The organism is bacterium (genome assembly GCA_019637795.1).
Classification (GTDB): domain Bacteria; phylum Desulfobacterota; class Binatia; order HRBIN30; family CADEER01; genus JAHBUY01.
Map to the genome: position 1 here is coordinate 150732 of JAHBUY010000005.1, position 21698 is coordinate 172429.

General features: G+C 73.6%; 17 protein-coding genes. 7 read left to right on the forward strand and 10 right to left on the reverse strand.

The features are described 5' to 3' along the window. Positions 1 to 66 precede the first annotated feature (66 nt). Positions 67 to 930 (reverse strand): c-type cytochrome, encoded by an 864-nt coding sequence (locus KF840_17680; GenBank protein ID MBX3026740.1) that lies wholly within the window; start codon positions 928 to 930, stop codon positions 67 to 69. Further along, positions 914 to 2398 (reverse strand): wax ester/triacylglycerol synthase family O-acyltransferase, encoded by a 1485-nt coding sequence (locus KF840_17685; GenBank protein ID MBX3026741.1) that lies wholly within the window; start codon positions 2396 to 2398, stop codon positions 914 to 916. The genes KF840_17680 and KF840_17685 overlap by 17 nt, the downstream gene beginning before the upstream one ends. Positions 2399 to 2858: 460 nt before the next feature. Between KF840_17685 and KF840_17690 the strand changes: the two genes are divergently transcribed. Beyond that, on the forward strand, positions 2859 to 3272 hold the full coding sequence (locus tag KF840_17690; GenBank protein MBX3026742.1) for a DUF2267 domain-containing protein: 414 nt from the start codon (positions 2859 to 2861) through the stop codon (positions 3270 to 3272). 19 nt (positions 3273 to 3291) lie between these two features. Here the strand turns inward: KF840_17690 and KF840_17695 are convergent, their stop codons facing one another. Then, the gene (locus tag KF840_17695; GenBank protein ID MBX3026743.1) at positions 3292 to 3612 is read right to left on the reverse strand and encodes a ribosome-associated translation inhibitor RaiA; all 321 of its coding nucleotides are present in this window, start codon (positions 3610 to 3612) and stop codon (positions 3292 to 3294) included. A 263-nt stretch (positions 3613 to 3875) separates the two neighbouring features. On the opposite strand from KF840_17695, the gene KF840_17700 reads away from it, so the two are divergent. Together KF840_17700 and KF840_17705 are read left to right on the forward strand one after the other, a co-directional pair. After that, positions 3876 to 4505, forward strand: a complete 630-nt coding sequence (locus KF840_17700) for a CBS domain-containing protein (protein ID MBX3026744.1) — start codon at positions 3876 to 3878, stop codon at positions 4503 to 4505. Between the two features lie 17 nt (positions 4506 to 4522). Then, positions 4523 to 4972, forward strand: a complete 450-nt coding sequence (locus KF840_17705; protein ID MBX3026745.1) for a universal stress protein — start codon at positions 4523 to 4525, stop codon at positions 4970 to 4972. 15 nt (positions 4973 to 4987) lie between these two features. Here the strand turns inward: KF840_17705 and KF840_17710 are convergent, their stop codons facing one another. The 4 genes from KF840_17710 to KF840_17725 form a co-directional block, all read right to left on the reverse strand. Next, positions 4988 to 5884 (reverse strand): universal stress protein, encoded by an 897-nt coding sequence (locus KF840_17710; GenBank protein MBX3026746.1) that lies wholly within the window; start codon positions 5882 to 5884, stop codon positions 4988 to 4990. A 47-nt stretch (positions 5885 to 5931) separates the two neighbouring features. Next, complete coding sequence (locus tag KF840_17715) at positions 5932 to 7059, reverse strand: NAD(P)/FAD-dependent oxidoreductase (GenBank protein ID MBX3026747.1); 1128 nt, start codon at positions 7057 to 7059, stop codon at positions 5932 to 5934. An 80-nt stretch (positions 7060 to 7139) separates the two neighbouring features. Beyond that, positions 7140 to 8405 (reverse strand): class I SAM-dependent methyltransferase, encoded by a 1266-nt coding sequence (locus KF840_17720; protein ID MBX3026748.1) that lies wholly within the window; start codon positions 8403 to 8405, stop codon positions 7140 to 7142. Between the two features lie 99 nt (positions 8406 to 8504). After that, positions 8505 to 9821, reverse strand: a complete 1317-nt coding sequence (locus KF840_17725; GenBank protein ID MBX3026749.1) for a 4-hydroxybutyrate CoA-transferase — start codon at positions 9819 to 9821, stop codon at positions 8505 to 8507. 164 nt (positions 9822 to 9985) lie between these two features. On the opposite strand from KF840_17725, the gene KF840_17730 reads away from it, so the two are divergent. The 3 genes from KF840_17730 (at position 9986) to KF840_17740 (ending at position 16885) form a co-directional block, all read left to right on the forward strand. Then, entirely contained in the window at positions 9986 to 12649 is a 2664-nt protein-coding gene (locus tag KF840_17730) for a GNAT family N-acetyltransferase (protein MBX3026750.1), read from the forward strand. Between the two features lie 170 nt (positions 12650 to 12819). Continuing rightward, a complete protein-coding gene (locus KF840_17735; protein MBX3026751.1) occupies positions 12820 to 14118 on the forward strand; it encodes an MFS transporter in 1299 nt (432 codons plus the stop codon). 91 nt (positions 14119 to 14209) lie between these two features. Further along, positions 14210 to 16885 (forward strand): hypothetical protein, encoded by a 2676-nt coding sequence (locus KF840_17740; GenBank protein MBX3026752.1) that lies wholly within the window; start codon positions 14210 to 14212, stop codon positions 16883 to 16885. Between the two features lie 30 nt (positions 16886 to 16915). On the opposite strand, the gene KF840_17745 is transcribed toward KF840_17740, so the two are convergent. The 3 genes from KF840_17745 to KF840_17755 are packed head-to-tail and all read right to left on the reverse strand — an operon-like array spanning position 16916 to position 18963. Further along, a complete protein-coding gene (locus KF840_17745) occupies positions 16916 to 17479 on the reverse strand; it encodes a LemA family protein (GenBank protein ID MBX3026753.1) in 564 nt (187 codons plus the stop codon). A gap of 28 nt (positions 17480 to 17507) precedes the next feature. Beyond that, positions 17508 to 18251, reverse strand: a complete 744-nt coding sequence (locus KF840_17750; protein ID MBX3026754.1) for a TPM domain-containing protein — start codon at positions 18249 to 18251, stop codon at positions 17508 to 17510. Continuing rightward, positions 18244 to 18963, reverse strand: coding sequence for a hypothetical protein (locus tag KF840_17755; protein MBX3026755.1), 720 nt, complete (start codon positions 18961 to 18963; stop codon positions 18244 to 18246). Before KF840_17755 ends, KF840_17750 begins: the two co-directional genes overlap by 8 nt. Positions 18964 to 19113: 150 nt before the next feature. On the opposite strand from KF840_17755, the gene KF840_17760 reads away from it, so the two are divergent. After that, positions 19114 to 21666: a hypothetical protein gene (locus KF840_17760; GenBank protein ID MBX3026756.1), complete on the forward strand. Its 2553-nt coding sequence runs from the start codon at positions 19114 to 19116 to the stop codon at positions 21664 to 21666. The last annotated feature ends 32 nt before the right edge of the window (positions 21667 to 21698 follow it).

Sequence of the window (21698 nt, forward strand, 5' to 3'; positions counted from 1 at the left end):
GGAATATAGCGGTCGGCGCCCGGATTGCCTGCCCCGCATGGCGCGCGAGCGGCCGCCGGCATCGGCTCAGCGCGTCGCCCGCAGGTAGTCGACGATGGCGCGCGCCTCCGCCTCCGTCAGGACGCCGGCGTAGTGCGGCATCACCGGCGCATGCTCGTCGAGCATGTGCCAGATGGTCCCGCGCAGCGCTTCCGGATCGTGCGCGGCGAAGTACTGCCGGTTGAAGATCACCGTCGGCTGCCGCACCGCTTCGCCCGAGTCGCCGGTCGGGACGCCGTGATCGCCGTGGCAGGGGGCGCAGGTGGTGGTGTAGGTCTCGAAGCCGGGCGAGAAGAGGCGCACGTAGGCGGCGACGTCGCGCGCCTCGGCATCGCTCAGGCGCGGCACCAGCGCCGGCATGCCGGCGCGACCGTGGCGCACGACCTCGACCATGGTCTCGTCCGACAGCGAGGCCTGAAACGCCGGGTCCGCCAGCGAACGCGGCGGCCGCACCCCCTCGGGTGGCGGCGCGAGCGGCGTGCCGTACGGCCCGTGGCAACCGGCGCAGCGATCGACGTAGATCTCCCAGCCGGGGTCGGCCTGCCGCCAGTCGATGGTCGGCAACCGCTGCAGATAGGCGACCATGGCTTCGACGTCGGCGGTGCGCCGTCGCAGCGCCGCGGGATCGACCGCCAGGCGCAGCGGCTCGCCGCTGCGCACCCGTTTCACGAGCTCGTCGGTGGGGTAGCGCGCCAGGAATCCCTCGCGCAGGTCGCGCGGGTGCATCGCGAAGAGAGCCGCATTGGGACCGTCGCCGCGCCCGTCGACGCCGTGGCACGGCGCGCACTGTCGGAGATAGAGCCCCCGGCCGTCGGCGGCCCGGGCCGTCGTTGCCAGCACCAGCACGCCGATCGCCGCCGCGACCAGCGGCGCCCTACGCACGTCGCGCATGCGACCTCCTGCTGCCGCGGCCGCGCGGAGTCGCGGCCCGGCTCCGCCGCCGGCGCGCCGCCGGCGGTTCGATGCCGGCCGCCGCCTGCAACTCGCGGAAGGCTCGCTCGACGGCGCGTTCGAAGCGCTCGACGTCCGGCATCGTCGCCATGTCCGACGTGATACCGATGAACAGCGCGTCGCGATAGCCATACAGCGCGACGCTCGCCGGGCTGCGCACGGCCACCGGCGCGAACGGGTAGGCGGCGAGGATCTCGGCCCCGGCGAGGTAGCGGGGCACCAGAATGCCGGGCACGTTGGTGACGATGAAGTCGAGATTGCCGAACGTGCCCTCGGTGAGCCAGGTGATCAGGGAACGCGGCAGCACGCTGAGCGCCTCGGCGAGGATCGGCGAAGCGTTGGCGGAGGGATCGGCCTTGGCCGCCTCGATCCGCGCCCGCACGGCGTGAAAGGTCGCCAGCGGATCGTCGATCGCGATCGGCAGCCGCACCAGGATGCCGGTGGCGACGTTGCCGGTGGCGGCCTTCTCGGTCCACTCCTCGGGCCTGCGCAGGTTGATCGGCACCAGCGTCAGCAGCTCGCGAACCTCACCCAGCCGGTGGGCGCGATGCCAGCTCCGCATGGCGCGGGCCATGACGGTGCAGATGACGTCGATCATCGTCCCGCCCAGCGCCGCCTTGAGCGCCCGCATGTCCGCGAAGGGCAGCGCCATGCCGCTCAGGCGCCGCGCCCGGCCGGCCGCGCCCTTGAGCGGCGAGTGGCTGTCGAAACGGATGGTCTCCGCCAGCGAGCGCAGGGCGGTGAGCGCGCGCGCGATCTGGCCGGGGTGCTGCACGGTGTCGACCAGCGTCCGCGCCGCCGCGGCCGCCCGCTCGAGGTCGAGCTCGACCCGGTCGCGCAGCGCCTCGACGAGCTGCTCGCCGAAGCCCTGCGGGCGCGGCCACGCCCCTTTGCGCCCCGCCGCGGGCGACGCCGCATCCGCATCGGCGCTGCCGGCGCGGTCCCAGTCGGTCATCGCGGCGAAGATCGCGTTGCCGCCGACCCCGTCGGCGACCGCGTGATGGAGCTTGAAGAAGAGCGCCGCGCGCTCGTCGGCCAGGCCGTCGTACACCCGCGCCTCCCACAGGGGACGGCTGCGGTCGAACGGCGTCTCGTATGCCGGGCCGAGCTCGCGCAGCAGCTCGGCCCACGCGCCGCCCGGCACCGCGTGGTGGCGGAGGTGGTAGTCGAGGTCGAAGGTCGGATCGTCCTCCCAGTGCGGCAAGGTCAGGTCGAGCGGAGCATCGCGGACGCGCTGCGTCAGCCGCGGCACCGCGGCGATGCTCCGCCGCAGGGCGGCCCGCAGGCGCTCGCGGTCCGGCGGCCGATCGAGCAGCATGAGCATCGCCATCGTGGTCGGCTGCTGCGGCGAATCGAGCCACCAGAACGTCAGGTCCTCGCCCCGCAGGCGTTCTGCTTGATGCTCCATGCCACGCACCCCGTGCCCCTCGTCTCGCAATCGCTGCGCCAGGGACGGATCCGGTGCCGGCCGCGCGCGCGTCGCGGCCGGCGTCGCAGACGTGGGAAAGGCAAGCCGCTGACAATGATCAGCCACCGCACTGCGCCCAGCCCTTTGCCGGCATCGCGCGATCTGCTGGCCTGGCCCCATGAGCCGTGGGACGACACGAGACCCCGGGGGCCGGTGGGCCATCCGCAATCGATCGGGATTCGTCCGCTGTCCCCGCCAGGGCGCCCAGGCGCTGATCAACGCCGTCGAGCGGCGCGAGCGCGGCGGCTGGCGGCGCAGCATCGTCTGGTGTTCGCTGCGGGCGGGCGAGCAGTGGTGCAGCGAAGACTGCGGCCGGCCGCGCCATCCGGGGACGGGGACCGAGCTCGGCTCTACGCGCGGGCGCGATTCGGCGCTACACTCGGCAACAAGAGAGGGGAACATGAACGATCGCGCCTTCTTTCGCGAAGTAGCCGCCCGCCTGCGCTGCGACGAGCGGCGTGCCGAAGCCATCACCTATGTCGTCTTCCAGGAGCTGCGGGCGCGCATCACGCCCAAGGAAGCGAGCAACGTGGCGGCCCAGCTTCCCACCGGCCTGAAGAAGCTGTGGCTCGAGAACGAGCGCGACGACCGCCCGGTCGAGCGCCTGCACCTGCCGGAGTTCATCGGCCGCGTTCGCCAGCACGCCGCCCTGCCGGACGACGCCGAGGCGCAGCGCGGCACCCGCGCCGTCTTCGCCGTCCTGCAGCATCTGCTCGGCAGCCCGAGCGGCACCGAGGGCGAGGCCTGGGACGTCTTCAGCCAGCTTCCCAAGGATCTCAAGCGCCTGTGGCTGGACGCCAGCCGCGCGCCGTAGGGGAACGGCAGGGCGCCGCTCAGTGCGGGCGGCGCCGACGGACCCAGTCCTCGAGCTCGCGGCGGGCGGTGTCGAAGGCGTCGCGGATCGCCACGTACACGTCCTGGTGCGACCCGTCGGCGGAGCGCCCGTCGACGATGATGGTGTGCTCCGGCACCGTCAGGTCGATGCGGACGCGATACAGTTGTCCTTTGTGATGGTGGTGGTGCGGCGATTCGACCACCACCCGGCAGGCGGTGATCCGATCGTAGTAGCGCTCGAGGCGAGCGGCGCGCTCGCGTACCCGCTCCTCGACGGCCGGCGATGGCTCCATGTCGCGAAACGACAGATGCACCTGCATGACTCCTCCTCTGCCCCCGGGCTGCGCTTCCCGTCGGCGACGCCCAGACAATCCGCAAGTTTCCTGCCACCCGTGCGGCGCGCCTCGCGTCAGACCCGCAGCGACCCGCTCCTCGCAGTGGCGCGAAGCATTTCTTCGCAGCCGCGAGAAGCCGGCGGCGGTCTCGCCTACGATTGCGAAGAAACCTGTGGTAGGACGCGTGCGCGGACGACCCCGGCCATGGCTCATCACTTGCTCAATGAGAGCTCCGAGGAGAAAGCGCCATGCAGGTCTCTCTGTGGATGAAGGAGAAGCCGTACTGCGTGACCGCGAACGACCGACTCGATGACGTGGCGCGGGCGATGTCCGAGGGCGGCTTCCGCCACGCGCCGGTGGTCGACCCGGCAGGGCATCTGGTCGGCATGCTCAGCGACCGCGACCTGCGCGAGCACAAGGGGTACCTGCCGACGACGCGGGTCAGCGCCGCGATGAGCGAGCCGGCCATCACCATCGGGCCGGACGAGCCGATCGAGCGCGCCGCGCACCTCATGCGCCAGCACACCATCGGCGCCCTGCCGGTGGTCGACGCGCAGCGCCGGGTCATCGGCATCCTGACCGAAACGGACATCCTCGACGGCCTGCTCGACGGCATCGGCGTCGGCGAGCACGCCGCGCGCATCGACTTCACCTTCACCTCGCCGCGCCAGAGCTTCGCCGAGGTCGTGCAGGCGGTCGAGCAGGCCGGCGCGACGGTGCTCGGCCTCGGCACCTTCCAGGCCACCGGCGACGGCAGCGGCGCGCGCCGCTTCTTCGTCCGCGTCACCGCGCCGCGGATCGAGGCCGTGATCGAGGCGCTCAGCCGTGCCGACATCCTCATCGACGCCGTGCAGCATCTGAAGGTGCGCGCGGCCTGACCGGAAAGGACCCGTCCATGCCCAAGATCACCCGCATCCTGGTGCCGATCGACTTCTCCCCCGCCTCACTGAAGGCGCTCGACTACGCCGCCGACTTCGCCCAGCCGCTGAAGGCCGAGCTGTGCGCGCTGTTCGTGGTCGAGCCGATCTACTACGCGGTGCCCGACCTCGCCGGCGCCGCCGCCGGCGCCTCCGTCGGCCTGCTCGAGGAGCAGCGCAAGAGCGGCAAACAGCAGCTCGAACGCCTGCAGACGCGCTACGCGCGCAAGCGCGTCAAGCTGCGCACCCTGCTGCAGACCGGCACCCCCTACCAGGCGATCGTCGACACCGCGAAGTCGGTGAAGGCGAACCTGATCGTCATGTCGACCCACGGCCGCACCGGCATGACCCACCTGCTGCTCGGCAGCGTCGCCGAACGGGTCGTGCGCTCGTCGCCGGTTCCCGTGCTGACGATCCGGGTGAAGTAGGGCCTCGGGACCGCCTCACGGGACCGCGAACGGCTCGCTGCCGGTGCGGACCGCGAGCACGCTGCGCTCGACGGCGCGGGCGACGCCCTCGGCGACGCTGCCGAGCAGGGCGTGCGCCAGGCCGGTGCGGCCGTGCGTGCCGACGACCACCAGGTCGGCGGGCAGCTCCTGCGCCACCGCGGCGACGGTGGTGGCGACGTCGCCCTTGATCGTCCGCTGCTCCCACTGCACGCCCGTCAGGTCGAGGTGCTCGAGCAGCGCCGCCCATTCCGGCTGCAACTCCTCCGGTTCGATGACGTAGATCTCGCCGCCGGCGAGGTCGCTCGCCCAGGCGTACGCCTGGACGATCGGCTCGATGACGTGCAGCAGCACCAACCGCGCCTGCCAACGGCGGGCGAGCGCGATCGCCTCCTGCAGCGCCGGCTGCGATGCCTCGGAGAAATCGGTCGGCGCCAGAATGCAGCGCGGCGGATCGGCGAACGGCGCCTTGGCGAGCAGGATCGGCGTCGGCGCCTTGCGCAGCACGCGCTCCGCCGTGCTGCCGAGCAGCAGATCGGTCAGCCCGCCGCGCTGCCGCGCGCCGACCACGATCAGGTCGTGGCGCTGCTCCTGCGCCACCGCCAACAACTCGGCGAACGGCGCCCCGGTGCGCGTGTGCACGGCGATCGGGACGCCGGCGAAGGCGGGGGCGCTGGCCAACTGCTGCAGGCGCGCCGTCGCCTTCTGCTGCAGGTCGGCGAGCAGCTTCTGTTCCGACAGCACCATGCGCTCGTAGAGCGGCGGCCGGTGGACGACGTGCACGAGGTCGACGTGCGCCCGGGTGGCGCGGGCCAGCGCCACGGCGACGCCGAGCGCCACGTCCGCCTGGGGGGAGAAGTTGGTGCCGACGCCGATGCGCTCGAGGGTTCGCATGCGGCGCGTCCTAGCAGATCGACTGCGCCGGCAACAGCGGCGGCGCCTCAGGCAGGCGCCGCCAGCGGCGCCTGCCGGGCGTGGAAGAACCAGTCGTCGAGGACGACGCGGCGCGCGAACCAGCGCTGGCCGAACAACCGGCCGGCGAGCGCGGCGAGCAGCGCGGACGGCAGGCGGTCGAGCAGGCTGGGCGCCGCCTGCCGCGGGCCGAAGCGATCGACCACGGCGCGCTCGTAGGCGTCGCGGGCGCCGGCATCGACGCGACCGCCGGCGCCGGCGATCGCCCGCGCCGCCAACAGGGCCGACTCCACCGCCGGCCGGATACCCTCGCCGCTCTTCGGATAGGCGAGGCCGGCGGCGTCGCCGACCAGCAGCGCCCCATCGCCGGAGAGCGGCCGCGGCGCCTGGCCGTAGAGCAGGTAGGGATGGCCCTTCAGCGTGCCGCCCAGCGTTGCCGGCACGGTGCCGCGCGCCGCCAGCCAGTCGACGAAGGCGGCGACGTGCTGGGCGAGATGCGCGTTGCCCTGCCGGCCGAGGCCGATGTTGATGTGGTCGCCCTTGCGGAACACCCAGCCGTAGCCCTTGAGGTCGCGCGTGAAGAAGATCTCCGGCAAATCGGGGTCGACGCGGTAGCCGCTGCCCGCGGCCGGAATCGCGAACTCCGTCTCCTGGGCGGCGATGATCGGCTCGCCGTGGCCGAGCCGGGCCCCGAGCCGCTGCGCCACCGGACAGAAGTGGCCGCCGGCGCCGATCAGCACCGGCGCCCGCACGGCGTCGTTGACCACCCAGTGGCCGTCGCGCCGGACCAGCGTCCGCACCGGCTCGCCGAGATGCCGGCGCGCTCCGGCGCGCGCCAGCAGGTAGTGGTCGAGCTCGCAGCGCCGGATGCCGTAGCTGACGACATCGGGGTAGCGGACGCGCGCTTCGCGGTCGCCCTGCCGGCTCACCTGGAAGCCGCGGATCGGCTGGCAGGTCCGCCCGCCCGCCGCGTAGGCCGAAAGATCGAGGCCCAGCGCCGCCACCACGTGCGGCGTGATCCAGCCGGCGCAGATCTTGTCGCGCGGAAACGACGCGCGATCCCAGACCAGGACGTCCGCGCCCTGCTGGCGCAGCGCCCACGCCGCCGTCGAGCCGGCGGGACCGCCGCCGACAATGAGGACGTCAGCCGATTCCATGCCTCACGTCGCTGCCGCCCTCGCGCGGTGCCGCCGCGCCGTCGGCACGCAGCGCAGCGGCGCGTCCACGGGTCGCCACGTCAGCACCCGTCCGCGTACACGTGCGCCCGCGTCCAGGGAATGCCGTTGTGGCGCTGGCGCGCGAACACCACCTGGTAGAGCTGGAGCAGGCCGAGGCGGAAGGCGACGGTGGTGCCGGCGAGATAGAGCCGCCAGGCGCGGACGAAGCGGGCGTCGAACATCCGCTGCACGTCGTCGGCGCGCGCCTCGAAGCGCCGCAGCCACTCGGCGGCGGTGCGCTCGTAGTGCAGGCGCAGGTTCTCGACGTCGAGCACCGAGAGCCCGGCGGGCTCGAAGATCGCCGCCATCTGCCCCAGCGACGGCGGTTGGCCGCCGGGGAAGATGTGCTTCTCGACCCAGGCATTGAGGCGCGCCGGCCGGCTGCGGCCGATGGTGTGGATGAGGCCGCGGCCGTGCGGCTCGAGGCAGCGATCGATGAGCGCGCCGAGGGTGCCGTAGTTGGCGACGCCGACGTGCTCGAGCATGCCGACCGACATGAAGCAGTCGTAGGTGCCGGTGACGTTGCGATAGTCGTCCTCGACGAACTCGACGCGATCGCCGAGGCCCTGCCGCTCCGCCTGCTCGCGCGCGTAGGCGATCTGCTCGTGCGAGATGTTGAAGGCGCGTACGGTGACCCCGTAGTGCCGCGCCATGTGCAGCGCCAGCGCGCCCCAGCCGCAGCCGGCCTCGACCACCCGCTCGCCGGGGCGCAGCGCCACCTTGCGGCAGACGTGGTGCATCTTCGCCACCTGCGCCTCCTCCAGGGTCGCCGCTGGCGTCGGGTAGTACGCGCAGGTGTAGAGCATCCGCTCGTCGAGCCACAGGCGGTAGAAGTCGTTGCCGAGGTCGTAGTGCTGGTGGATGTTGTGGCGCGAGCCGCGCAGCGAGTTGGCGCGCGGCTTGCGCGCGGAGAAGAACAGCCGCTCGATCAACGGCGACGGCGGCGTGCGATAGGCGGCGGCGACCACCTCGACGAGGTCGCCCTCGATCTCGATCCGGCCGTCGGTGTAGCCCTCGCCGAACCCGATCTCCGGCATCCGCAGCATCGCGTAGAGCGTCGGTCGGTCGCGAAAGCGGACCGTGCCGACCACCTCGCCGTGGGGCGGATCGATCACCGTCTCGTCGGGCAGGACGCAGCGCAGGGGCGGGTCGCCGGCGAAGCGCAGGAAGGCGCGCAGGAGCGCGCGGTCGACCCCCTGCAGGCGGGCGGTCACCCGGCGAACCGTTCGCGGACGACCGGTGACGTTGGCGGCTCCACTCTCGGACAGCGGCTGCGTGATCGCCATGGCGGATCCTCCCAGGGCTGGAATGATGCGCTGCCTTTCTTCTCTCCCCGTCACGGCGAGCCGTCAAGGGGCGACCGGAGATTGGCCAGCCGCCGCTCGTCAGCGCCCGTCGCCGCCCGCCCGCGCGAGATCGGCGCGGAAGTCCGGGTGCGCGATCGCGATCAGCGCCTCGCGGCGCTGGCGGGCGGTGAGCATGCCGAGGTTGGCGATGCCGTGTTCGGTGACGACGTACTGCACATGGTGGCGCGGCGTGCTGGTCGGGGTGCCCGGCGGCAGGCTGGCGACGATGCTCGAGACCGGCGCGCCGTTCACCGTCGCCGTCGAGTGCAGGCAGATGATGCTGCGCCCGTCCTCGCTGTCGTGCGCGCCGATGACGAACAGCTCGTGACCGCCGACCCCGGAATACTGCCGGGCGCCGATGGTGTCGGCCATCACCTGGCCGTTGAGGTCGACGGCGATCGCGCCGTTGATGCTCACCATGCGGCGATTGCGGCGGATCACCGCCGGATCGTTCACCTGCATGACCGGCAGCATCCGCACCTCGGGGTTGTGGTCGAGCCACCGGTAGAGCTCGCCGCTGCCGGCGCCGAAGGTGGCGATCGAGAACCCGTCGAACACGCCCTTGTGGTTGGTGATCTTGCCCGCCGCGTGCAGACGCATGATGCCGTCGACGAACATCTCGGTGTGGATGCCGAAGTCGCCCTTGCGGCCGTCGGCGAGGAGCTGCGCCACGATGTTGGGGATGGCGCCGATGCCGAACTGCAGCGTCGCGCCGTCCGGCACCAGCGATTCGACGCTGGCGCCGATGGTGCGATCGGCGTCGCCGATCGCGATGTCCGGCAGGACGAAGGCGTGGCGGTCCGACTCGATCACCGCGTCGACCTCCGACACGTGCACGCGGTGCCCGCCGTACTGTCCCAGGCCGAAGACGTGCGGCATGTCGGCCACCACCTCGACGACCGCCAGGCGGTCGCGGTCGCGCATGGCATCGATGAACGCCTCGAAGGTGGCGCCGGCGTGCAGGCCGAAGCTGAAGTAGCCGCGCTCGTCCATCGGCGCCACCGCCGACACCAGCACCCGCGGCTTGGCGGCGCGGGCGTAGCGCTCCCAGCCGATGAAGTCGGCCGGCAGGTAGTCGATCGGCACGCCGGCGGCGACCATCATGCGTTCGATCGGCCCGAAGAAGCCGCTGATGAACTGCACCCCGCGGCGCTGCAGGAAGCCGTACGGCTCGATCAGCAGGCCGCTGAACACCGTCAGCCCATCCCAGTCGTCGCGCTCGCCGAGCGCCGCCAGAAAGGCCGCCGGCTGCCCGGTGGCGATCGGCACCGCCACCGTGTCGTTGCGGCGCAGATCGTCCACCACCTGCCGCGGCGTCCGCAGCTTCTGCTCGTAGACCTCGGCGTGCGTGCTCATGCGGGGCCATTAGCACCCGCGCCACGGCGCCGGGAGTGCGAATCCGCACGGCCAACCCGACGTTCCCAGCAGCGCGCGGCCGCGACCCGGCGCTCCGCGGTGGCCATCCGTGGTCATCCGTGCCCATCTGTGGCCATCCGCGTCCATCTGTGGATAAGGAACGCATGGCGAGCGACGCGGCCACCTTCGCGGCCGATCGGGTGCTGCGCGACGGCGGCTCGATCCACGTCCGCGCCATCCGCCCCGACGACAAGGCGCGCCTCAACGACCACTTCGCGCGCCTCAGCGCCCGCTCGGTCTACTTCCGCTTCTTCCGCGTCAAGAAGCGGCTGACCGACGACGAGCTGCGGCAGTTCACCGAGCTCGACTTCGACCGCCAGGTGGGGCTGGTCGCCACCCTGCGCGGCGACGGCGACGAGCGGATCATCGGCGTCGGCCGCTACGCCGAGATCGGCGCGCCGGGGCAGCCGCGCCGCGCCGAGGTCGCCTTCGCGGTCGCCGACGACCACCAGCGGCGCGGCATCGGCGCCGTGCTGCTCGAGCACCTCGCCGACATCGCCCGCCGCCACGGCATCGAGGAATTCGAGGCCGACGTGCTGGGCGAGAACAACGGCATGCTGGCGGTCTTCCTGCGCAGCGGCTTCCGGGTGACACGGGCGCTCGAGCACGGCGTCTTCCATCTCTCGTTCCCGACCGAGGCGACCCCCGATTCGCTCGCGGTCCAGGAGCGCCGCGAGCGCGCCGCCGCCGCGGCCAGTTTGCGCAGCGTGCTGGCGCCGCGCGCCGTCGCCGTGGTCGGCGCCTCGCCGCGGCCCGATTCGCTGGGCGGCGCCTTCCTTTCCCACCTGCGGCGCGGCGGCTTCCGCGGCCCCATCTACCCCGTGCACCACCAGGCGACGGCGGTGGCCGGGCTGCCGGCGTTCGCGCGCGTCGGCGACATCGGCGCCCCCGTCGACCTCGCCCTCGTCGCGGTGCCGGCGGAGGAGCTGCCGGCGGTGGTGGAGGACTGCGCCGCCGCCGGCGTGCGCGCCCTGGTGGTCGCCTCCGGCGGCTACGCCGAAACCGGCCCGGCCGGGCGCGAGGCGCAGCGCCAGCTCGCGGCGCTGGTGCGCGCCTCGGGCATGCGGCTGATCGGCCCCAACAGCATGGGCGTGCTCAATACCGACCCGGCGGTGTCGCTCGACGCGACCGCCGCCGACCGGGCGGTGACGCCGGGCGGCGTCGGCCTGCTGGCGCAGAGCGGCGCCGTCAGCCTGGCCCTGCTCGAGCGCTGCGCGCGCCTCGGCATCGGCCTGTCGAGCTTCGTCTCGGTCGGCAACAAGGCCGACGTCTCGGGCAACGACCTGCTCGCCTACTGGAACGAGGATCCGCGCACCACCGTCGTGCTCCTCTACCTGGAGGCCTTCGGCAATCCGCGCCGCTTCGCGCGGCTCGCCCCGATGGTGGCGCGGCAGAAGCCGATCGTCGCCGTCGCCGCCAGCCGCGGCGCCCTGCGCGACGCCGCCTCGGGCGAACGCGACATCGTCGTCGACGCGCTCTTCGAGCAGGCGGGCGTGATCCGCACCGACAGCCTCGAGGAGCTGTTCGAGGTCGCCGCGCTGCTCGCCAACCAACCCGTGCCGGCGGGGCCGCGCGTCGCCGCGGCGAGCAACGCGGCCGGCCTGGCGGCGTTCTTCGCCAGCGCCAGCCTCGCCGGCGGCCTGAGGCTGCCGGCGCTCGACGCGGCGACCCGCGCGGCGCTGCGCGGCGCCCTGCCCGCCGCGGTGACCCTCGCCAACCCGCTCGATCTGCTGGCGCCGGCGCGCCCGGCCGAGTACACCGCCGCCCTCGCCGCGCTCGGCGCCCAGGCCGACGTCGACGCCGTGGTCGCCATCTTCGTCTCGCCACGCGCCGCCGAAGCCGACGCCTACGCCGCCGCGATCGCCGCCGGCGCCGCCGCGGTGCCGGCGCACAAGCCGGTGCTGGCGGTCTTCCTCTGCGGCGGCCGCATCCCGCAGGCGCTGCACGCCGGCGCCCGCGGGCGGCTGCCGGCGTACGAGTTCCCGGAGAGCGCGGCGCACGCGCTGGCGGCGGCGGCGCGCTACGCGGCGTGGCGGCAGCGACCGGTCGGGGAGGTGCGCGCGCTCGCCGCGGCGGAGGAGGAGGCGGTGCGCGCGGTGGTCGATCGCGTCCGCGCCGGCGCGACCGGTCCGGTCGTGGTCGCGCCGGCCGACCTGGCGGCGATCCTGCGCGCCGGCGGCATCGCCCAGGCGATGAGCGAGCAGGTCGACCTCGACGAGGCCGCCGACGCCGGGGAGCGCCTCGGCTACCCGCTGGTCGTCAAGGCCGTGCGCGCGCCGCATCCCGAGGGCGTGCGCGCTCCCAGGCCCATGCGCCTCGGCCTGCGCACCGCCGCCGACGTCGCGACCGCCATCGCCGAGCTGCGCGCCGCGGCGCCGGGGCTCGCCGAGGTGATCCTGCAGCGCGAGATCGAACCGGTGCTCGAGGCGCGCGTCGGCGTCTGCGTCGATCCCACCTTCGGCCCGCTGGTCACCTGCGGTCTCGGCGGCGCCATCGGCATCCTCGCCCGCGACGTCGCCCACCGCCTGCCGCCGGTGAGCGACGTCGACGCGGCGGCGATGCTCGATCGCCTCCGCCTGGCGCCGCTGCTCGACGGCTACTACGGTCGCGCCCCCGCCGATCGCGCCGCGCTGCTCGATCTCATCCGCCGCGTCTCGGCGCTGGTCGAGATCGTTCCCGAGATCGTCGCCCTGGAGCTCGACCCCATCGCCCTGCTCGCCCCCGGCGCCGGCGCGGTGGTGCTCAACGCCCGCCTGACCCTGCTCTGACCGCCCGGCAGCCCCGTGGAAGTTCGTCGCTTGAACTTTCGGGTCGGTGGCGCAGACTCGACCGCGCGCCGCGGCCCGCTCGTCGGCGGCGCTGCACGGAAAGGCGACTCGGCGTCGTGCTGCTCAACCAGAACGAGACACCCTCGGCCCGCCACTATCTCATCCTCGCCATGGCGTGGGCGGGATGGGTTTTCGATTTCTATGACCTGATGCTGTTCTCCTTCCTCCTGGTGGCGATCCAGCGCGACCTCGGACTGGCGGACAGCGAGCTCTCCCTCCTGCTCGGCTCCAGCCTCGCCGCGACCGCGGTGGGCGGCCTGTTCTTCGGTTGGCTGGCGGATCGCGTCGGCCGCAAGCTGGTGCTGTCGGCCACCATCCTGACCTACTCGCTCGGCACCTTCCTGTGCGGGTTCGGCGTCAGCCTGCCGGCGCTGTTGCTCTTCCGCGTCATCACCGGCCTCGGCGTCGGCGGCGAGTGGGCGACCGGGCAGACGATGGTGGGCGAGACCTTCCCGGCGCGCATGCGCGCCCGCGTCTCGGCGGTGATGCAGACCGGCGCCCCGGTCGGCATCGCGCTCGCCACGGTGGTCGGGGCCTTCCTCGAGCCGCTGTTCGCGCAGACGTTCGGGCCGAGCTGGGGATGGCGGACGTGTTTCTTCATCTCGGTGCTGCCCGCGGCGCTGGTGATCGTCATCCGCCGCTTCCTGCCCGAGTCCGACATCTGGGAGGAGTGGCAGCGGCACCCCGAACGCGCCGAGGTGTCCGGCGGCGACTTCCTCGTCTCGCTGCGGCGCGACCGCGGCTTGCGACGCCTGTTCCTCGTCGGCCTCGTGCTGGCCGTCACCGACATGTCCGCCTACTGGTTCACCTACTCGTGGATGCCGGCGTACCTCTACGACCGCCTCCACTTCTCGATGGCCAGGTCGGGCGTCTGGATGCTCGTCACCCAGGGCGGGGCGCTGCTCGGTTATCTCTCCTTCGGCGTCATCGCCGACCGGCACGGGCGGCGCATCGCCTACAGCATCTATTCGGTCATCTGGGCGACGGGCCTGCTGTTGGTGACCTGGTTCTGGAGCGACCTCGTCGCGCTGCCGGCGCTGATCCTGGCCTCGATGTTCCTGGTCGGCGTCGGGACGGGAAACTTCTCCGCCTACGGACCGATCTTCGCCGAGCTCTTTCCCACCCGCATCCGCAACACGGCCATGGGGGCCGCGTTCAATCTGGCGCGCGGCGTCCAGTTCTTCACCCCGCTGATCATCACCTGGGTCGCCGCGCACGGCATCGGCAACGCGCGCGACCTGGGGCTCGGCATCTCGCTCGGCGCCGGCTTCGCGCTCTTCACCGGCATCTGGGTCTGGGTGCTCCCGGAGACCCGCGGGACGCAGATCTTCGCCGCGGACATGCGCCGCGAGGGCGACGCGCCCCTTCGCCAGGACGCCATCCCCTCCCCGCCGACGCGGGCAGCGTGAGCACCGCCACGGGCGTTTTCGTTGCCTCACGCGACGCGGCGGCGTACCCATTCTGTGTCCCGCCCGCTCGTTCCGCGGCTCCATGATGGTCGTGCCCACCGCAGTCCGCCGCGCCGCTCGGCGTCGCCTGATCGCCTGCCTGCTCGCCGTGTCGGCGCTGGCGCCGGCGGCGCCGATCGGCGCGCAGACCTGTCCCGGCGACTGCGATGGCAGCGGCGTCGTCGGCGTCGAGGAGGTGGTCCGCGCCGTCGCCATCGCGCTCGGCACGCTGCCGGTCGCCGCCTGCCCCGCGGCGGACCGCAACGGCGACGGCGCGGTGACGATCGACGACCTGATCGCCGCCGCCGGCAGCGTGCTGAACGGCTGTCCGGCGACCCCCACGGCGACCGCGACGCCGACGACGAGCCGCACGGCGACGGCGAGCCCGACGGCCACCGACACGCACACGCCATTTCCGACCGACACCGCGACCTCGACGCCCACGGCGACGCCGACCGCCAGCCGCACCGCGACGCCGACCGACACGCCGCCCCCCACCGCGACCGACAGCCCGACGCCGACCGAGACCGGCACCGCCACCGCGACCCCATTGCCGGACGCGGCGACGCTGTTGCTGCGGGTGCGCCCTGCCGGCGCCGACGACGCCGCGCTGCAACTCTCCGGCGTCCGCCTGGATGGCCCAGCGGCCGCGGGGCGCGCGGTCGCCTACGGGCCGGTCGCCCTGACCGTGACCGCCGAGGACGCCGACCCGGTCGAGCAGCGCCTGCCCGACGGGCTCGCCCCGGGCACCTGGCTGCACCACATCGGCGTCGCCGCCGGCAGCGCGGCGTACGCGCAGCACCAGCGCACGCTCGTCGTCGCCGATCCCGCCGCGCCGGCCATCGTCGAATGGCGGCTCTTCCGCTCGCTGCTCACGGTGACGCGCGATGACGACGCCGGCGACGGCGTGTGCGACGAGAGCTGCACCCTGCGCGACGCCGTCGACGCGTCCGCCACGGCGCCGCCGCCGGCGCTCATCCGCTTCGCCGCCGACCGCCTCGCCGACGGCGAGGGCCGCGTCCGCATCCGCGTCGACCGCAACCCGCCGCTGCGCCTGCGCGCGCCCGGCACCATGATCGACGGCCGCGACGCGGCCGGGCATCCGTCGCCGCTCGACGGCTTCGCGGAGCGCTTCTACCCGACGACCATCACCCTGGTCGCCGAGAACGCCAACCCCGATCCGAAACCCGGCCTCGCCTGCCCCTGCCAGGAGTCGAACGGCGGCGTGCTGCGCGTGCAGGCCGAGGGCGTGCGCCTCGAGGGGCTCGCCATCGTCCGCCAGCTCGCCGCCGAGGGGAGCATCTGCTGCGGCGACCAGGACCTCGTCGACTTCGACGCCGGCAGCCGCGGCGGCGCCGTCGCGACCTGCCTCCTCGACGGCGGCGGGCGCGCCATCAGCAGCGCCCAGGTGGCGCAGGGCGAGACGCACGCGCCCACCGGCAAGGACTGCGTCGAGGCGCGCAACACCGGCGCCACCGCCGACGATCCGATCGTCGTCGCCGACAGCGAGCTGCGCTACTGTCACGACCGCGGCGTGAAGAGCAAGCTCGGCGCCCTGCGCCTGGAGCGCAACTGGATCCATCACAACCTGCGCGGCGGCGTCTTCGCCCTGTCACCCACCGCCGGCACCACCGGCACCGGCGTCATCGAGGCGGTGGGCAACCTCATCGAGGGCAGCGGCCGCAACTGCCCGAGCGGCGACCCGCGCGCCTGCGGGCCGGCGCAGGCGATCACCCGCACCCAGGCCTCGGAGCTGTCGGCGCAGGGCAACCGCACGGCGCTGGTCACCGAGGGCAACGTCGTGCGCGGCGGCGTCCTGCAGGGCCTCTACTTCCAGGGCCGCTCCGCCGGCGCCATCAACGGCGACTACGTCTGCGGCATCAGCAACGGCAGCGGCGCCGGCATCGGCATCCTGGTCAAACAGGCGACGCCGATGCCGCCGGTGCCCTGCCTGAGCGAGGGCGACTGCGAGGACGACGGCATCTGCCTCGACGGCGTCTGCGTCGACGACACCGGCGGCGCCCCCGAGGTGTCGGCGCGCGGCGTCACCACCGTCTGGAACGGCGACTCCGGCGTGCGCCTGAACGGCTATCGCAGCGCCGACTTCGGCAGCGAGGGCGACGCCGGCGGCAACGCCTTCACCAACAACGGCTTCACCGAGGCGGGCACGGCGCGCCTGAAGCGCAATTTCGTCAACGCGCTGGTCGACACCGCCGTGCTCGCGGCGGCGCGGGGCAACCAGTGGCAGCACTGCTACCCGAGCAGCGGCGCCAGCGCCGACGCCTGCAGCGCCACCGCGATCTCGCGCAACGACACCAACAACAGCAACACCGGCGCGCCGGATCGGGTCGACGCAAGCGACGCCGAGCCGCACGCCTCGACGGCCGCGCCCGTCATCGACGCGGTGACGCCATCGCGCGCCGCCGCCGGCGAGCCGGTGCGCATCGTCGGTCGCGGCTTCGACGCCATCTCCGGGCACGCCGGCGGCAGCCGCGACTGTCGCGCCCTGGCGAGCGGCAACGGCTGCGCGCCGCTGCGCGGCACCTGCGTCGAGGTCCTGGCCGACGGCCAGTGGGTCGAGGTCGCCGACGTTCTCGGCGTCACCCCCACCCACCTGGTCGTCCGCTCGCCGATCACCTGCGCGGCGCCGACCGAGCTGCGCGTCCGCCGCCGCGCCCTCGACGGCGCCGAGGTGGTGTCGGCGCCGGTGCCCTTCTGCCGCAACTGAGCGGCGCAACGGCCGGGCGGGCCCGCGCGCTCACGGCGCGGTGCCGAAATCGACCTTGGGCACCTGCTGCGCGGCCGCCGAGACCTCGAAGTACTTCTCCGGGCCGAAGCCGATGAAGCGGGCATAGAGCGCCTGCGGCAGGCGCTTCACGTACGTGTTGTACTCCTGGACCGTGTCGTTGTAGCGCTTGCGCTCGACCGCGATGCGGTTCTCGGTGCCCGCCAGCTCGTCGGAGAGGCGCGCGAACTGCTCGTTGGCCTTCAACTGCGGGTAGCTCTCGGCGATCGCCAGCAGGCGGCCGAGGGCGCCGGAGACGTCGGTGGCGGCGTCGATCTGCTCGTCCCGCGTCCTCGCGGCGAGCAGCCGGGCGCGGGCGTTGGCGACCGATTCGAAGATCTCCTTCTCGTGCGTCGCATAGCCCTTGGTCACCTCGACCAGGTTCGGGATCAGGTCGTTGCGGCGCTGGAGCTGGTTCATCACCTGCGCCCAGGCCGAATCGACCGCCTCCTTCATGGTGACCATGGTGTTGTAGCCGCAGCCGCTCATGGTCAGCAGCAGCACGACGCTCGTCACTGCCACGCGCATCCGTCGCATGATCCCCTCCTTCCGTCGCATCGTCGCTTCACCAGCTCCGCCCCGCGCCGCCGCCGCCGAAGCCGCCGCCGCCGAATCCACCGAAGCCGCCGCCACCGCCGCCGAAGCCGCCGAAGCCATCGTGGCGGCCGCCGAACCCGCCCGGGATGAACACCGGGCCGCCACCGCCGCGCAGGCCGCGGCGGGTGGCGCGGCTCATGAGCAGCATCACCAGCACCAACGCCAGCACGACCACCCAGAAGGGAATCTGCGGCGCCGCCGCGGGCGGGCGCGGCGCGGGGACGCCGCTGAGCGCGACGCCGCGCTCGCCGGCGATGCGCTGCGCCATCTGGGCGACGCCGCGCCAGATCCCCTCGCCGTAGCGGCCGGCGCGGAACTCCGGCACCATCTCGCGATCCTGGATGCTGCCCACCAGCCCGTCGGGCAGCACGCCCTCGACGCCATAGCCGGTGACCACGCGCACCCTGCGGTCGCGCACCGCCACCAGCACCAGCACGCCCGTGTCCTGCCCCTTCTCGCCGACCTTCCACGCCTCCGCGACCTTCATGGCGTAGGAGAAGTCGTCGAGCGGCGCCGTCGTGTCCACGGTCAGCACGGCGATCTCGGCGCCGGTCTTCTGCTGCAGCTCCTGCGCCAGCGCCTCGATGCGCGCCCGGCTGGCGGCGTCGATGACGCCCGCCTGGTCGGTGACGAAGCCGCGCGGCGCCGGGATCTGCTGCGCGGCGGCGGCGCCGGCGAGCACCCCCACCAGCAGGGGAATCAGACTACGCACAGTCGGCCACCACGGCGGCGACCAGGCGCTCGATCTCGTCGACGTAGCTCGCCGCGTGCTGGCCGAGCCCGGCGGGATTGTCGGCCTGCCGCTGCGCCAGCACGCGCCGCAGCGCCGGCAGCGGCCCGACCACCGTCTCGCCCGCCGCCAGCACGGCGGCGAAGTCGGGCGGCTCGGCCATCCCGCGCAGGCGCAGCAGGTGGCGGGTGACGGTGACGAAGCTCCTGATCGAGTCGAGCATCATCGTCGCCAGGTCGGCGGGGCGCGCCGCGTGCTCGACGTAGTAGGCGCGCAGGCGCAGCAGCTTGCCGAACGCCTCCTGGGCGCACTCGCGGCGCAGCGCCGCCTCGTCGGTACCGAGGGCCAGGAAGGGATCGCTGCCGGCGAGCAGCCGGTGCTGGCGGCGGATGTCGTCGAGCTCCATCGGGAACAGCCGGCAGGCCTGCGCCACCTGCCCCTCGTCGAGCAGCACCGGCAGGGCGAAGCCCTTGGGCCGCCAGCGCGCGACCACCGGCGCCAGCGCGTCGAGCGACGCCACCGCGACGCGCCGCAGGACGATGGCGGTGTTGATGTCGGAGCGGCCGGCGACCCAATCGGCGCCCGCGGCGCTGCCGTAGAGGACGACGCCGACGGCGGCCTCGCCGAGCGCCTGCACGACCTCGGCGGCATAGGCCTGCACCTGCTGCTCGGCGCGCGGGTCGAGCGTCGGCATGCGCGGACTATACCCGATCGGCGACCGCGCACCAGCGGCGGCGGCGCGCGGGAACGCGCCGCCGGCGAGACGCGCGCCGCGACGCCGGGATGGGAGCGCGCCGCCCGCCCTCCCCTTGCCCCGTCGGCGCGTATCCGCGTAACTGACGGCATGCGCCGCTGCCTGATCGTCTCCCACTTCCACTGGGATCGCGAATGGTATCGCACCTTCGAATCGTACCGGGGGCGGCTGGCGGACGCCGTGGATCGCGTGCTCGAGCTGCTCGACGCCGACCCGGGCTATCACTTCCTGCTCGACGGGCAGACGGTGGTGCTCGAGGACTATCTCGCGGTGCGGCCGCAGCGCCGGGACGAGCTCGCGGCCTGGCTGCGCGCCGGCCGGCTCGCCACCGGCCCGTGGTACGTGCAGCCCGACTCGCTCCTGCCGTCGGGCGAGGCGCTGGTGCGCAACCTCCTCTACGGGACGCGCCTGGCGGCGGAGTTCGGCAGCCGCCCGTCGCGCATCGCCTACGTCCCCGACTCCTTCGGCCACCCGGCGCAGTTCCCGCAGCTCTTCGCCGGCTTCGGCCTCGACACCTTCATCTACTGGCGCGGCAACGGCAGCGAGATCGACCGCCTCGGCGGCCTCTACCGCTGGCAGGCGCCGGACGGCAGCGTGGTCACCGCGCTGCTGTTGCGCGACGGCTACTTCAACGCCGCCTGCCTGCCAGACGATGCCGAGCAGGCGGCGGCGCGGCTCGCCGCCTATCTGCAGAAGCTCGACGCCGGCGGCGGACCGCGCCTGCTGATGAACGGCTTCGATCACATGCTGCCCGACGCGCACGTGGGTGCCGTCGCCGAGGCCCTGCAGGCGCTCGTCGAGGCGCCGGTCGAACGCGGCCTGCTCGACGATCTGGTCGTCGCGCCCCCGCTCGATCAGCCGCCATTCCGCGGCCCGCTGGTCGGCGCCCGGCTCGCCAACCTGCTGCCCGGCGTGTGGTCGACGCGCATGCCGATCAAGCTCGCCAACCGCCGCTGCGAGGCGCTGCTCGAAGGCTGGGCCGAACCGTGGGCGGCGCTGGCGCACGCGCTCGGCGCGCTCGACGAGCGGCCGGCCGTCCGCCTCGCCTGGAAACGGGTGCTGCACAACCAGGCGCACGACTCGCTGTGCGGCTGCTCGGTCGATGCGGTCGCGGCGCAGGTGATGGGCCGCTACGAGAGCGCCAACGGGCTGGCCCGTGAAACCGTCACCCGACTGCTCGAGCGGCTCGCCGGCCACGACGTCGAGCGGCGCACCCCCGACGTCGTCGAGCACGACGTCGCGGTGTTCAACCCGTCGCCGCATCTGCGTACCGACGTCGTCCACGTCGCCCTCGATCCCTATCCGAGCTTCAGCCTGCAGCTCGGCCAGCCGCAGTTCCCGCGCTTCACGCTCGCCGCCTTCGAGGAGCCGGGCTTCGCGATCGACGGCCAGCCGGTGCGCATCGTCCCCTCCGACGACCCGCAGCGCACGCGCTGGCTGCCGATCCAGTCGCCGCTCGATCTCGAGTTCGTCGCCGCCGACGTGCCCCCGTTCGGGTACCGCCGCTTCACCCTGACGCAGATCGCGCGCGGCGAGGAGGTGGTCGACGAGGGACGCGACATCGCCGCCGGCGACGTGCGCGCCGAGGTCGCGGACGACGGCACGATCGCGGTCGAGCTCGGCGGCCGCCGCTTCGGCGGCCTGCTGACGATCGAGGATCTGGGCGACGGCGGCGACACCTACGACTTCGACGCCATCCCCGGCGATCCCGGCGGCAAGCTGGCGGCCGTCAGTTGGCGCCGCCTGCGCCATCCCTCCGGCATCCACCGGCTCGAGATCACGCGCGTCCTCAACGTCCCGGTCGGCGTCCACGAGGACCGCGAGCAGCGCGCCGAGGAAGGCACGGCGCTGCGGGTGATCACCGAGGTACGGGTCGCCCCCGGCGTCCCGCGCGTCGACGTCGTGGTGCGCATCCACAACACCGCCCGCGACCATCGGGTGCGCCTGCGCATCCCCACCGGGGCGGCGACCGCGGTGGTTGCCGCCACCACTTTCGACGTCGGACCGCCGACCCACCACGGGCCGCACGACCACGACTGGGTGCACCCGGCGCCCGCCACCTTTCCGCACCAGGGATGGATCAGCGCCAACGGCCTGACCGTCGTCGCCCCCGGGCTGCCGGAGGCGGAGGTCACCGACGCGGGCGAGATCGTCGTCACCCTGCTGCGCGCCGTCGGCTGGCTGGCGCGCTTCTCCCTGCGCAGCCGCATGCAGCCGGCGGGGCCGGTGATGCCGGTCGACGGCGCGCAGATGCTGGGCCCGCTCGAGGCGCGGCTGTCACTGCTCGCCGGCGCCGACCCGGTGGCGGCCCGCGACGCCGAGCTCGGGCTGCGCGGCGTCATCGCCGGCCATGCGCCGCTGCTGGCGCCGGGCCGCTCGCTGCTGTCGCTGGAGCGCAACGGCATCGTCCTCTCGGCGCTCAAGCCGGCCGAGGACGGGGACGGCGTGATCGTCCGCGTCCTCAACCCCACCGATGCCCCGCTCGAGGCGCGGCTGACCATCGCGCTGCCGATTCGCAGCGTCGAATCGGTGCGCCTCGACGAGAGCGCCGACGGCGCCGCCGTCGTGCACCACCGCGACGCCCTGCGCTGCGAGGTGCGGCCGCACGCGCTGCGCTCGCTGCGCGTGCGGCTGCTCGACTGACCCGCCACGGCCGGGGGGGACGGCCGCGCCGT